13 protein-coding genes and 1 tRNA gene are annotated in these 13,459 nt (G+C 26.9%); 8 read left to right on the top strand and 6 right to left on the bottom strand.

Annotated features, from left to right (window positions below):
• Window positions 1–828 carry an oxygen-dependent coproporphyrinogen oxidase gene (gene hemF / locus VP90_RS03750; RefSeq protein WP_262589766.1) on the top strand — a complete coding sequence of 276 codons (828 nt, stop codon included), beginning with the start codon at window positions 1–3 and terminating at the stop codon, window positions 826–828.
• A gap of 4 nt (window positions 829–832) precedes the next feature.
• A complete protein-coding gene (gene greA, locus VP90_RS03755) occupies window positions 833–1,309 on the top strand; it encodes a transcription elongation factor GreA (RefSeq protein WP_075506396.1) in 477 nt (158 codons plus the stop codon).
• Here the strand turns inward: greA and VP90_RS03760 are convergent.
• The 4 genes from VP90_RS03760 to VP90_RS03775 all read right to left on the bottom strand — a co-directional run bounded on the left by VP90_RS03760 (window position 1,306) and on the right by VP90_RS03775 (window position 5,221).
• A complete protein-coding gene (locus VP90_RS03760; protein WP_262589767.1) occupies window positions 1,306–2,580 on the bottom strand; it encodes a CCA tRNA nucleotidyltransferase in 1,275 nt (424 codons plus the stop codon). The two genes, greA and VP90_RS03760, sit on opposite strands and share 4 nt — an antisense overlap.
• Before the next feature lie 5 nt (window positions 2,581–2,585).
• Window positions 2,586–2,659 (bottom strand) — tRNA-Gln (locus VP90_RS03765).
• A 34-nt stretch (window positions 2,660–2,693) separates the two neighbouring features.
• The gene (locus VP90_RS03770; RefSeq protein ID WP_262589768.1) at window positions 2,694–3,536 is read right to left on the bottom strand and encodes a 4-(cytidine 5'-diphospho)-2-C-methyl-D-erythritol kinase; all 843 of its coding nucleotides are present in this window, start codon (window positions 3,534–3,536) and stop codon (window positions 2,694–2,696) included.
• Complete coding sequence (locus tag VP90_RS03775; RefSeq protein WP_262589769.1) at window positions 3,533–5,221, bottom strand: tetratricopeptide repeat protein; 1,689 nt, start codon at window positions 5,219–5,221, stop codon at window positions 3,533–3,535. Before VP90_RS03775 ends, VP90_RS03770 begins: the two co-directional genes overlap by 4 nt.
• Before the next feature lie 14 nt (window positions 5,222–5,235).
• Here VP90_RS03775 and VP90_RS03780 point away from each other — a divergent pair, with 14 nt between their 5' ends.
• From VP90_RS03780 to VP90_RS03790, 3 genes are all read left to right on the top strand, one after another.
• Window positions 5,236–5,952, top strand: coding sequence for a uracil-DNA glycosylase (locus tag VP90_RS03780; RefSeq protein WP_262589770.1), 717 nt, complete (start codon window positions 5,236–5,238; stop codon window positions 5,950–5,952).
• Window positions 5,952–6,512: a ribonuclease HII gene (locus VP90_RS03785; protein WP_262589771.1), complete on the top strand. Its 561-nt coding sequence runs from the start codon at window positions 5,952–5,954 to the stop codon at window positions 6,510–6,512. The genes VP90_RS03780 and VP90_RS03785 overlap by 1 nt, the downstream gene beginning before the upstream one ends.
• 104 nt (window positions 6,513–6,616) lie before the next feature.
• Window positions 6,617–7,687: a site-specific DNA-methyltransferase gene (locus VP90_RS03790; protein ID WP_262589772.1), complete on the top strand. Its 1,071-nt coding sequence runs from the start codon at window positions 6,617–6,619 to the stop codon at window positions 7,685–7,687.
• Here VP90_RS03790 and VP90_RS03795 read toward each other — a convergent pair.
• Window positions 7,684–8,829, bottom strand: a complete 1,146-nt coding sequence (locus VP90_RS03795) for a salicylate 1-monooxygenase (protein ID WP_262589773.1) — start codon at window positions 8,827–8,829, stop codon at window positions 7,684–7,686. The two genes, VP90_RS03790 and VP90_RS03795, sit on opposite strands and share 4 nt — an antisense overlap.
• Window positions 8,826–9,812: an A/G-specific adenine glycosylase gene (locus VP90_RS03800; protein ID WP_262589775.1), complete on the bottom strand. Its 987-nt coding sequence runs from the start codon at window positions 9,810–9,812 to the stop codon at window positions 8,826–8,828. Before VP90_RS03800 ends, VP90_RS03795 begins: the two co-directional genes overlap by 4 nt.
• Between VP90_RS03800 and VP90_RS03805 the strand changes: the two genes are divergently transcribed.
• The 3 genes from VP90_RS03805 to VP90_RS03815 are packed head-to-tail and all read left to right on the top strand — an operon-like array spanning window position 9,813 to window position 13,458.
• On the top strand, window positions 9,813–10,301 hold the full coding sequence (locus VP90_RS03805; RefSeq protein ID WP_262589776.1) for a DUF721 domain-containing protein: 489 nt from the start codon (window positions 9,813–9,815) through the stop codon (window positions 10,299–10,301).
• Window positions 10,298–10,876, top strand: coding sequence for a DsbA family protein (locus VP90_RS03810; RefSeq protein WP_262589778.1), 579 nt, complete (start codon window positions 10,298–10,300; stop codon window positions 10,874–10,876). Before VP90_RS03805 ends, VP90_RS03810 begins: the two co-directional genes overlap by 4 nt.
• Before the next feature lie 8 nt (window positions 10,877–10,884).
• Window positions 10,885–13,458: a chromosome segregation SMC family protein gene (locus VP90_RS03815; protein WP_262589779.1), complete on the top strand. Its 2,574-nt coding sequence runs from the start codon at window positions 10,885–10,887 to the stop codon at window positions 13,456–13,458.
• Window position 13,459: the final 1 nt, after the last annotated feature.

Consider the following 13,459-nt stretch of genomic DNA (forward strand, 5'->3'; position numbering starts at 1 on the left):
ATGGACAATTCAATTAAAAAAGACCTAGCTAGCAATTGGTTCAAATTATTACAAAATGCAATTTGTAATGACATACTTGAATTAGAAAATAACAAAATAAAATTTGTATCAACTTCTTGGAAAAGAAACTCTAAAAAAGATGAAGGAGGTGGTGAATATAGAATTTTAAAAAATGGAAAAATTTTTGAAAAAGTAGGAGTAAATTTCTCAAAGGTATATGGAAAATTTCCTAAAAAATTTCAAAAAAATATACCAGGAGCTGAGAAAGATCCTAGATTTTGGGCTTCAGGAATTTCAATAGTTATGCATATGCAAAATCCGCACATTCCAGCTATGCATTTTAATACAAGATATATCAGCACTCAAAAAAATTGGTTTGGAGGGGGAATGGATGTAACCCCGGCCATCAAAGATGATAATGAAAAAAATAAATTTCATAAAACTTTAAAGTTAATGTGTGATCAACATAATAAAAATTATTATAAAAAATATAAAAAATGGTGTGATGAATATTTTTATTTACCCCACAGAAAAGAAGCTAGAGGAATTGGGGGAATTTTTTTTGATTATAAAGATGATAATTTCGAAAAAGATTTTAAATTTGTAAGAGATGTTGGTATTACTTTTCAAATGATCTTTAATGAAATTATTAGAAAAAAAATTAAGAAAAAATGGTCTTTAAAAGAAAAAGAGAAGCAGTATATTAAAAGAGGTCGTTACACAGAATTTAATTTACTGTATGACAGAGGAACTAAATTTGGATTACAAACTGGTGGTAATGTAGAAGGAATTTTAATGTCGTTACCTCCTTTAGCTAAGTGGAAATAAAAAAATGGAAAAAGAACCTATTACCTTAAATGGTTTAAAAAAATTAGAGGAAGAACTTATTTTTTTAAAAGAAAAGAAAAGACCTGAGATCGTTGCCGCAATTGCTGAAGCAAGATCGCATGGAGATCTAAAAGAAAATGCCGAATATCATGCTGCAAAGGAAGAACAATCTCATAATGAAGGTAGGATTACTGAAATAAACGACATAATAGCCAGAGCTAACGTAATTGATGTAACTAAATTAAATAATGAGGGTAAAGTAATTTTTGGATCAACTGTATATCTAGAAGACTTAGATAGTGGAGAAAAAATAAATTATAAAATTGTTGGAAAAGATGAAGCTGACTTAAAACAAAAATTAATTTTCTTTCAGTCCCCAATTGGAAAAGGATTAATAGGTAAAAATAAAAGTGATCTTGTAGAAATAAGTACCCCTTCTGGGATAAAGAATTTTGAAATTAAAGACGTTAAATATATTTAACTCTTTGCAATTTTTTCAACCTGTTTATCTGAAATTTGAAATCCATTTTGAACCCAGGTTTCTTCTATAAGTTTTAACTTATTACCTAAAATTTTACCCTCAGGAATTTTATACTTAGACATTAAAATATTTGCTCCAATTTTTAATTCAGGCAATGTTTTATTTTCGTAAATTTTAAGTAGTTTTAATAATTTATTCTCCACCTTACTTGAATAGAACAATTTAAAATTAATTATATCAATTACAGTTTGTCTACCATTATAGTAAAATATTTTATTAAAGTTTTTTTCTGTAAAACTTTTAATACTCACCTTTTCTTTGAAAAAATAATGAATTAATTTAAGCCTCTTTTGATCTTTTTTTGAGATTTTAAATTTATAAATAAAATAGTCAGTATTGTCTGTTTCATCGATAATCAGCAAAGCAATTACAAAAATAAAGTCAAAGTTGCTAATAACTTTGGAACTAAATGAATTCAGTTTCTTAAAATGATTAATATTTTTAAATTGTGGAAATACTATTTCTAATATTTCTAAACTTTGTTGATCTTCAAATAATTTAAGAAAATTTTTTGATTTAACTGTCTTTTTAAATTCATCTAATAATCTTTCAGCAGATAAGTTCGAAATACCTTTGATATTTTTTTTAAATATTTTAATTACCTCTGTTTTATGATTTTCAGTTGAGTAATTAATATGAAAACGGAAATATCTTAATATTCTTAAATAATCCTCTTGAATTCTTTTTTCTGGATCTCCAATAAATTTTAAAACACCTTTATTTAAATCTAGCTTACCATTTTGTGGATCAAATAAATTTCCTGAACTATCAGAGTAAATAGCATTAATTGTAAAATCTCTTCTTTTTGAATCTTCTTTCCAATCAGAAGTAAATTCAACTTTTGCATGTCTTCCGTCTGTAGCAACGTCTTTTCTAAGTGAAGTAATTTCATAGTTTTTTTCATTTATTACTGCAGTTATCGTGCCGTGTTCTTTACCTGACTCAAAAAATTTAATTTGATGTTTATTTAGTGCATCACAAACTTCATCTGGTGTAATGTTAGTTGCTAAATCAATGTCATCTACTTCTTCTCGATTTATAATTTTTCTAATACACCCTCCAACAAATCTTAATTCACTATTTTCAGAATAATTGTTAATTGCTTCAAAAATTTTTTTTGCAGGAGTGTTCTGAGATATGTTTTTTATATTTTTACTTATATAATTAAGATTTTTGGACCTAAAAAAAATTTTATCTAAAAATTTATCCATATATATGGCTGGGGCGCTAGGATTCGAACCTAGGATGCAGGTACCAAAAACCCGTGCCTTACCGCTTGGCTACGCCCCAATATTATAGATCCTATAACACAAAAAAAATAAATTTATATAGTTTTTGATACAAACAACCAACAATTTTTAAATTTCCTCTTAAATTGAACTTTTGCTGAATTACAGTCTTTGACTGATTTATAGTATGCAATAACTGTAGATCCAGACCCAGTCATTCTTACAAACTCAGGATTATTAGTCTTTTCTAAAAATAACTTAATCTTTTTTATTTGTGGGTATTTTGAAATTGCAACATCTTCTAAAGTATTACTTTGATTTTTTAAAAATTTATAACCAAACATAATTTTTTTTGGATTATTAAATTTTGGTTTTGTAAAATTTTTAACGTTAGAATAAATTTTTTTTGTCGCACAACCAAAATTAGGCTTTATTAAAAGCATATTTAGAGTCGGACAATTAAAAAATTTTTTAATTTTATTGTTTGAAAGTAAAACTGAGCTAGACGGGTTTATACCTAAAATAACATCAGACCCTATTTCAGAGCAAACCTCCAAAATTTTCTTTTCACTAATTTTAATTACCTTTTTTTTATTTAAAAAATTTAAAATACTTGCAGCATTTATAGAACCGCCACCAAGTCCTGCTTTTTGAGGAATATTCTTTGATATAGAAACTCTAAATTTTTGATTTAGTAATAACTTTTCTCGACCTAATATTTGAAAGAGTTTTTGAACAGTATTTTTTTTTCCAATACCTTTCGCAAATTTCCCTTGAAAAGAAATATTATGTTTTTCATCTCTTATTTTTTTTATTGAAATAACATCATACAAATCAATGAAACTAATGATGCTTTCAATTTTGTGTAATGATTTATTTTTTCCTGTTACATTGAGAGCTAAATTGATTTTAGCATGAGACTTTAAATTTAATTTCATTGAATAGATTTTAAGCCAATAATCAATTTTTTGTTTATATTTTCTCTCATATCATCTTCAGTATCATCAAAGTTCAACACACTATTCCAAAAATATCTTGCCTGAATTTTTTGATCTAGCTTCCACAATATATCTCCATAATGATCATTTACTATTGGGTCATCAGGCATTAATTCTACAGCTCTTTTTAAATATTTTTCTGCCTCTTCATATTCATCTATCAAGAAATATGCCCAACCAATTGAGTCAATAATATAGGGATCATTACTTTTTAAATCATATGCTATTTTTAACATTTCCATCGCTTCATCTATTTTGTAATCACGTTCTAACCAAGAATAAGCAAGATAATTTAGGACGTATGCATCATTAGGTCTTATTCTTAATGCATGAAGTAAATCTTCATCTGACTTCTCATAATTACCTAATCTTTCGTAACTCCCACCTCTTCTATATAAAACATCCGATTTAATTACAGAAGTATCCTCTAGTGAGGAGATTAATCTTGAATAATAATCGATTGCAAGTTCATAATTTTTAGAGTTTTTATAAAAATTTGCTAAATCAAAAATCATCTTTGGATTAGGTTTTTCAATATTTTTAAATTTAGACTCGATATGGCTTGTGCCTTTTTCATAATTTTGTTCTTTCACTATTATTTGCGCTTCTTTTTTAACTCTAAACCAATAATAAAACTCATCAGTCTCTTTAAATTTTCTTACTATTTTTTTTACCTTGTTGTATTCACCATCTGCAAAGAAATTTTCTGCAACGAGTGATAAATTAAATTCAAATTTAGGATTTAAGTATATTGATAAATTTAAATAAAAATTTGATTTTTCAAAATTATCTTGTGATGAATAAAGATTTGATATCAAGAATAAAAATTCACTAATTATATCATTATGGTTTCCACATGAGAAAATTTTTTCAAAACTTTTAAACTTATTATTATCTATCCAGCTTTTGGTTTGAGTTAACAAAAGTGTTGAGCCAATATAATCAATTTGATCAATTACTGACTTTGCCTGATCAAACTCCTTATTCTGAATTAGATAATTTATATAAAAAAATATATATCTTGAATAATCACCTTGTTGATTATTAATTAAATTTAAAAAGAAAGAGCTGGTTCTTTGATCATTATAATGACATCTTTGAAACGCCTCAGCTATTAATGATAAGTTTCCAAAATTTTTCTTATTAGGTAAAAGTTTTTTATTTTTAAAAGTGTAAATGTACTGCTTTAAAGTCTCAAAAATTACTAGATTAATTCTATTTTCTTCCTGAAATCTCAAACTTTGATCTAAGTAAATATCAGCTTTATCAAAATCATTTTTTTTCAAACTATCAATTATTAATAGAACATATGCATCAAAAAAATCAGAGTTTCTTTTTTTTGAGTTATTTTTTATAACATTAATTGCTTGAGCTACTTTGTTTTCCAATACAAGAGAATTAACGTATCTTTTTAAATAATTGTCATGGCTATTTAGTAAAACTTTACTTAAATTGAAATATTTTAAAGCTTCTGAATTATCTCTATTTTCATAAGCTACAATACCAGAAAAATAATTAGATAAATCTCTTGAGTTGAAATCATTAAAACTTGTACTTTTAGAATAAACGGGTGTCTGATAGGATAACACTAATAATAATATGATTTTAAATATTTTAGATATCATTTAATCCTTGTAAGGTGAAAAAATTGATAAATCAAAACGATAAAATAAACGAAGAATTAATAAATACAATAGAAGCCAATTTTGTATTTGATAAAAAACCTATTAATAGGTTTTCTGAGGTCAAAAAAAAAAGTGATATCAATCAAAGAAATAAACAAGATTTATTAGAAAATCTAAAGAAACAATTAAATTCAATTGAAAATTGCAAACTAAGAAATAATTCCAAAAATATTGTTCTTGGAGAAGGAAATATTGATAGTCCTATAATGTTAATAGGAGAAGCTCCAGGTGAAATTGAAGACAAAGTTGGAAACCCTTTTAAAGGAGAGAGTGGAGAGCTTTTAGACAAAATGTTAATAGCAATAAATATTAAAAGAGAAAATATTTATACAAGTTATGCAATAAATTTTAGACCACCAGAGGATAGAAAACCAACTTCACAAGAAATTAAACGTTACTCAAACTTTTTAAAAGAACATATATCTATTATTGATCCCAAAATTATAATTTTAATGGGTAGTACAGCTATGGAAGCTGTTACTGGGATTAATGAAAAAATATCTTCAGAAAGAGGTAAATGGAAGGAAATAATTTTAAATAAAAATACTTATCCTTTAATGATAACTTTTAACCCTTCTTATTTAATTAGATATCCGGATAACAAAAAATATTCATGGGAAGATTTAAAAAAAATAAGAGAAAAAGTTAAAGAGTTAAAATTAATAATCTAATGAAATTAATAGCTGGTGTTGATGAGGTAGGCAGAGGTAGTTTAATAGGTCCTGTTTATGCTGCTGCTGTCATTCTAAAAAAATCTGTAGATCCAAAAATTTTAAAAGACTCAAAAGTGTTGAGTAAAAAAAAGAGAGAATACCTTTTTAATTATATTAAAAAAAATTCAATTTGGTCATTAGGCAAAGCTTCTGTTAGTGAGATTGAAAAACTCAATATACTAAATGCAAGTTTACTAGCTATGAAAAGAGCTATATTAAAATTAACAAAAAAACCAACTCTTATTCTAATAGATGGAAACAAAATTCCAAAATTAAAAAATTATAAATTAAAATCGATCATAAAGGGTGATAAAAAAATTCCCTCAATTTCAGCAGCATCTATAATAGCAAAGGTATCAAGAGATAGATTAGTTGCTACTCTATCAAAAAAAAACAAAGGTTATCATTGGGATAAAAATTTTGGATATGGAACCAAACAACACTTACAAGCATTAAAGAAACTAGGCATAACCAAACATCATAGAAAAACTTTCTCTCCTATGTCTAGATTAACTTAATACTACATCTAGTTATCATTAAAATTCGATACACAAATCGAATCCAATTTTTTCAATCACAGGTTGACCGAAGAATCCATTTGGAGTCTAATTAATTTTTACAAATGAAATCTGATTTTAAAAATAAAATAATTAACGGAGACAGTCTCGAAGAATTAAAAAAAATTCCACGTGAAACTTTTGATTTAATTTTTGCTGACCCTCCATATAATTTACAATTGAAAGGTGAATTGACTAGACCAGATAGATCTAAAGTCAGCGCTGTAAACGACAAGTGGGATCAATTTGAAAATTTTAAAAAATACGATGAGTTCACGTATGAATGGCTTAATGAATGCAAAAGGATTTTGAAAAAAGATGGAGCTATTTGGGTTATAGGTAGTTACCATAATATTTTTAGAGTAGGAACCGCAATACAAAATTTAGGTTTCTGGATACTAAATGATGTCATCTGGAATAAAAATAATCCAATGCCTAACTTTAGAGGCACAAGATTTACAAATGCTCATGAGACTTTAATTTGGGCTTCGAAGAGTGAAAAATCAAAATACACATTCAATTATCAGTCTTTGAAATGTTTAAATGATGATCTCCAGATGAGATCTAATTGGAGTCTTCCTATTTGTAGTGGTTCTGAACGACTTAAAAAAAATGGAAAAAAAATTCACTCTACTCAAAAACCAGAATCACTTTTACATAGAATTTTACTAGCTACATCAAATAAAAATGATCTAGTTCTTGATCCTTTTTTAGGTTCTGGAACTTCTGCTGCAGTTGCAAAAAAACTAGGGAGAAATTATTTTGGTATAGAAAAAGAAAAGAATTATTTTAAAGCTGCTGAGGAACGTTTAAAGGGTACCAAACCAATTGAAGATGATTTATTAGATACACTTAAAAATAACAGATCAAAACCAAGAATTCCATTTGGATCGTTGGTAGAGCTTGGAATAATTAAGCCTGGAACAAATATTTTTGATAACAAGAAAAAAATAACAGCAAGAATAATGGCTGATGGTAGCATCAAACACAACCAAGCGGAAGGTTCTATTCACAAAGTTGCAGCTACTATTTTGGGAGCTGAAAGCTGTAATGGTTGGACATTTTGGCATTGTGATATTAATGGACGAACCTACCCAATCGATTACTTGAGACAAAGATTAATTTCTAAAAATTAATCTTTATAAATTTTACCTAAATAACTTTGCAGAAATTTTTTATTTTTTGTCAAAAGCTTTAAAAAAATATTTCTAAAAAAGATCATAATCGGATTTGATAAATGAAAAGCAAATTGATTAAAATCAGATCTTCTATTAATCATTTTTACTCTCTCTAATCTAGAATTATAAAAATCATTTTTTTGGTTAATTATAACTTCATGTAATTGATTAGCTCCTTCTATTGATTGTGAGGCTCCCTGAGCAAAAGAAGGAGAGAATGCAAAAAAAGCATCTCCAACTAAATAAATATTTTTGGGAGGAATAAATGGATTTTTACTTACAAAAACTGGAAACAATTTAATATCTTCAAGACTCTGAAATACTTTTGATGAAATTTTCTTGGATAATTTTTGTTTAATGTTCTCAATAAATGTACTTTCATTACAAAGATTGTGGTTTTTTTGCTGATCGGAATTTAACTTATTCTTCAATATCCCAATAAAATTAAAATTTTCATCATTATTAAGTGGATATAATACATAATGAAAATCTGATCCTAAAAATAAAGAAATATTATCCTCGTTTATAATATCAAGACTTTCTTTAGATACACTGGCTCTAACAGCGATAGTGTTATTGTAAATTGGTTCTGAATTATTATTTGAAATTAATGACTTTCCTTTAGAAAATACACCATCTGAAATAACTAAATGATCACAAGTTATTTTTTCTTTATCAAAAGTTAAATTTATTAAATTATTACTGTATTCTATGTTGTCTAAACTGCAGTTAAACTGGATTGTATTTTTATCCAGTCGATTTATTAGGAACTGAAGTAATTTTGATCTTTTCAATGTTGTATACTTACAATCATCAGAATTAAATTCTGAAATATTTAAATCACAAATTTTCTTTGAATTTTTAATTTGATAAAAGTCAATTTTTTTTGGATTAAATTTCTCTTTGTCTGACAAGGAAGAGAAGCCTAATTTGTTTAATAACTTTACGCTATTAACAGATAATTGAATGCCATAACCTTCCCCTATTTCTAATGAGGTTTTTTTTTCATAAATTGTGACCTGATAATCTTTATTTCCTTTAAATAAGTTGGCTATAAACAGACCGGAAATACCTGCGCCAATAATTGCTATTTTTTTCATTTTTGACTTTCTAAAAATTTTATTATCTTTTTGGTAAATGTTGGAAGTACATAATTTTCAAGCTTTGCAGGATTTATCCAATTAATATTTTTGTCAAAGTTATGCTTCTTTTTATATTCAATTTTAATATTCATATTCATATTAGATATTTTAAAATTTAAATCTTTATCAAAATTTTTAGGATTATTTAATTGATCCATTGGAAAAATATTTAAATTTTTTAAAAAATTAAATTTATTATTTTTGATTAATAAATATTGATTATTTTTTTTATAAACATTTAATTTATAATATGTTTCCTTGTTAATTTTCTTTAATTTCACTAAATCAAAATTTTTATTTTTAAATGCTTTGCAATTATTAGATAGTGGACATTTATTACAATTAGGGTTTGTAGGTTTGCAAATTAATGCACCCAGTTCCATCAAAGCTTGCGCATAATCGCTTGATCTTTTTGTCGATGTCCCAAAAATTTTTTTTTGATCTTGTAAGAATTCTTTTTTAATTTGACTTTGTTTCTTTAAATACAGATATCTTTTTAATACTCTTTCAATGTTTCCATCCAAAGGAATTATTGGTTTGTTAAATGCGATTGCTGAAATTGCACTCGCTGTATAATCGCCAATACCTGGTAATGATTTTAATTCATAAAAATCTCTAGGTATTTTTTTATTGAATTTTTTAACAATTATTTGAGCAGTTTTTTTTAAATTTCTTACTCTTGAATAATATCCAAGACCTTCCCAAAGTTTGGTTAATTTTCTATCATTATATTTTGATAACTTTTCAATATTAGGAATATTTTTAATAAATCTATTAAAATAAGGTATCACAGTAGCAACCTGAGTTTGTTGCAACATAAACTCGCTAACCAATGTAAAGTATTGTTTCTTTTCTTGTGAAACCTTATTTCTCCAAGGTAAAGATCTCTTATTTATATCGTACCAATTGAGAATTTTATTTGTTATTATTAGATCTTTCATATGCAATTTAAAAATAATACTAAGCAGAGAAATACTAGCATTCAAGGATTAAGATCTTTCAAAGACACTTTGCCAAAAAATCTAAAAAAAATTATTAATAAAAAAGGTCATATATATTCAGAAACTCTCAGTAATTGGAAATATTTAGTCGGGAATGAATTGTTTAAAGTCTGTTTCCCAAAAACATTCAAAAACTCAAATCGATTTGGTGTGAGTACTTTAGTTGTAATGGTTAAAAGGGGCCATGAAGTAGATGTAGAATATTCAAAAAAAAACATTGTAGATAAAATGAATAATTTTTTTGGCTACGATGTTGTTGAAAAGCTCAAATTTATTAGCTTTGATGACGAACAAAAAACTAGCAGTTTGAATGAAATTAAATCTAATAATGTGGCAATTAGTAAATATCGAGATAAAATCAAAGATGTTAAAAACGAAAAGATTAAAAAATCATTAACAGAATTAACAAAAGTTTATAAAGAAAAATGAAAAAAATTATATTACTTGCCATAATTGTTTTAGGAAGCTTTTCAAATTTAAACGCTGAAGAAATAAAAAGAATTATTGTTGGAAATAAAGATGCAAAAATAACTATAATTGCGTTTGAGTCACTAACTTGCAGCCATTGTGCTAATTTTCATAAAAACGTTTATCCAGAACTTAAAAAAGAATATCTGGACACAGGTCTTGCTAAAATAGAATTTAGACATTTTCCTTTAGATATTGCCGCCTTCAACGCTTCAAAAGTTGCTCAATGTAAAAATGATGGTAATGCTGATATTTTGGAAAGTTTATACGCCAACCAACAAAAATGGGTAAAGGGAAGCTCTATTGAAGAAGCAAATAAAAATCTTCAAATATTTTTAAAAAATGAAGGTTTCTCCATCGATTTTGAATCTTGTGTGAATAACAAAAATATTGAGGATTTTGTGTTAAATGACCGAATAGATGGTTCTAAAAACTTCAAGGTAAACTCAACTCCTACGATAATAATAAATAACAAAAAATTCGAAAAAAAACTTAATTATAAAAATTTAAAAAAAGCACTAGAAAAAATGATATAAGTTAGTGCATGGAGTTTAAAAAAATCCAATTAAATGGATTTAAATCATTTGCTGAAAAAACAAATTTCTTGATAGAAGAAGGTCTTACTGGAATTGTTGGTCCTAACGGCTGTGGAAAATCAAACATAGTAGAATCTTTAAGATGGGTAATGGGAGAGACCTCTGCAAAAAGTATGAGAGGTTCAGGAATGGAAGATGTAATTTTTTCAGGTACATCTAATAAAGCATCAAAAAATATTGCAGAAGTTTCCATAGAAGTAGAGAACAAAGAAAAAGAAGGTCCCATTCAATATCGTGAATTAGAAAACATTCAAGTTAGACGAAAAATTGAAAAAGATAAGGGTTCTAAATTTTATATTAATGACAAAGAGGTAAGAGCAAGAGATGCTCAAATGTTTTTTGCAGATCTTTCAACGGGCGCACATTCCCCTTCTATGATTAGTCAAGGAAGAATTGGAGCTTTAGTGACAGCAAAACCTACTGACAGAAGAGCAATACTTGAGGAGGCAGCTGGAATTTCTGGTTTACATGTAAGAAGACATGAAGCTGAACTTAGACTTGGCGCGGCTGAAAATAATTTAAAAAGAGCCGATGAATTACGAAGGCAACAAGAAAAACAATTGGCAAATCTTCAAAAACAAGCGGAAGAAGCTACAAAATACAAATTAATTTCAGAGGAAATAAAAAAAATAGAGGCTGGTCTATATTATCTAAGATTGTTGGATATCGATAAGGAAATAAGAATAGAAAATGAAATTAATACAGAGGCAGGAGGAGAAGTTGAAAGTTTCAACAATCAGATATCTGAACTTGAAAACTTAATAAAAACTTCAACTGATAAAGTTGCTCCACTTAGAGAAAAAAATATTGAGAATTTATCAAGAATACAGAGACTTAATTTGGAACTACAGAACCTAGATGAGGAAAATACTAGAATTCAAGATGAAATTGAAACAATAAAGAAATCAATAAAGACTTTAGACGAAGACATAACTAGAGAAAATGGAATTATTATTGATGCTAACTCTAATGAAAAAAGATTAAAAGAAGAAAAGTCAGATTTAATTGAAGTAGATTCAAAATATTTTGAAACAGAAAAGTTATCAAACGAAGATCTAGAAAATGCAAAAAATGAACTTGAGAGAGAGCAAAAAGAAGTTGACGAAGTAGTTAATAATTTAGCTGACGATACAATTAAAATAAGCATTGGTCCTATAAAGAATGTAAAAAATTCAATTACTAGAGCAAAAGAATTAATTGATAATAATGAGATAAATCAAGCAGTTACATTACTCGATAGATGTAATATGGAATTAGACAATTTTATTAATGATTTAAAAAATGAAAAATCAAGAACAGAACTATTAAGTGTAAATGAGAAATCTCAAAATATAAAAATACTTCAAGAAAAATATGCTGATGCATACAGTAAAAATCAGTCGATAAAGAATGAATCAGTAAAAAGAAATGAAAGAATAAAAACAATAGAGACAGAGATAGAAAGCTGGAAAAATCTTTTATCCAATTCAGAAAAAATGGTAAATGAATTAACTGAAAGAAAAAATAAATTATCTAAACAATTAAATGATTTAGAAAATCAGCCAAGAGTACAAGCAGAAAGAAAAGGTCAAATTTCAGAAAATTTAAGAATTTCTGATGAAGAAAAAATAGAGAACGAAAAAATTATAGAAGAAACTGATAAAAAAATTGAAACTTTAAGAGCTCAACTAAATGAGATACAAGAGCAATCAATTCAAATTAGAGAGCGAAAAGCTAGCTCAGGTGCAACCATAGAAGGTTTACAAAAAAGAAAAAATGATTTGCTTGATAGGGTTAATACAGAATTAAATTTAACAGAAGAAAATATTTTAGAAAATTCAAATTTATTTGGAGTTGAAGAACTTCCAAATCATGTTGATCAAGAAGATGCATTAGATAAAAAAAAACAACAAAGAGATCAATTAGGTTCTGTAAATTTAAAAGCAGATGAGGAAACTAGTAAGTATGAAGAAGAAATAAAAAAAATGGAACAAGATCGTAGTGACCTAGTTACCGCAATTGTTAAACTTAAAGATAGTATTGATGAGCTAAATCAAAAAGGAAGGGAAAGACTTGTTGAGGCATTTGAAAAAGTTAACAGAAAATTTAATGAGGTTTATACAAAACTTTTTAATGGAGGAAATGCCAAGCTTGAATTAGTAGACTCTGATGATCCATTAGAAGCTGGTTTAGAAATGTTAGTCAGTCCACCAGGAAAAAGGCTTCAATCTATAACTTTATTATCTGGTGGTGAACAAGCACTTACTGCCCTATCTTTGATATTTGCAGTATTTTTAACTAACCCTTCTCCAATTTGTGTTTTAGATGAGGTGGATGCTCCTCTTGATGATGCTAACGTTACAAGATTTTGTAGCTTGCTAGAGGAATTAATTAAAATTACTAACACTAAATTTATAATTGTTACTCACCACGCCTTAACAATGTCTAAAATGAACAGGCTATATGGGGTAACTATGCCTCAAAAAGGGATAAGCCAACTGGTAGCCGTAGACCTTCAAAAAGCAGAAAGTATGGTTGCTTAAC

It is taken from the genome of Candidatus Pelagibacter ubique HIMB140 (genome assembly GCF_025558165.1).
GTDB classification, from domain to species: Bacteria; Pseudomonadota; Alphaproteobacteria; order Pelagibacterales; family Pelagibacteraceae; genus Pelagibacter; species Pelagibacter ubique_T.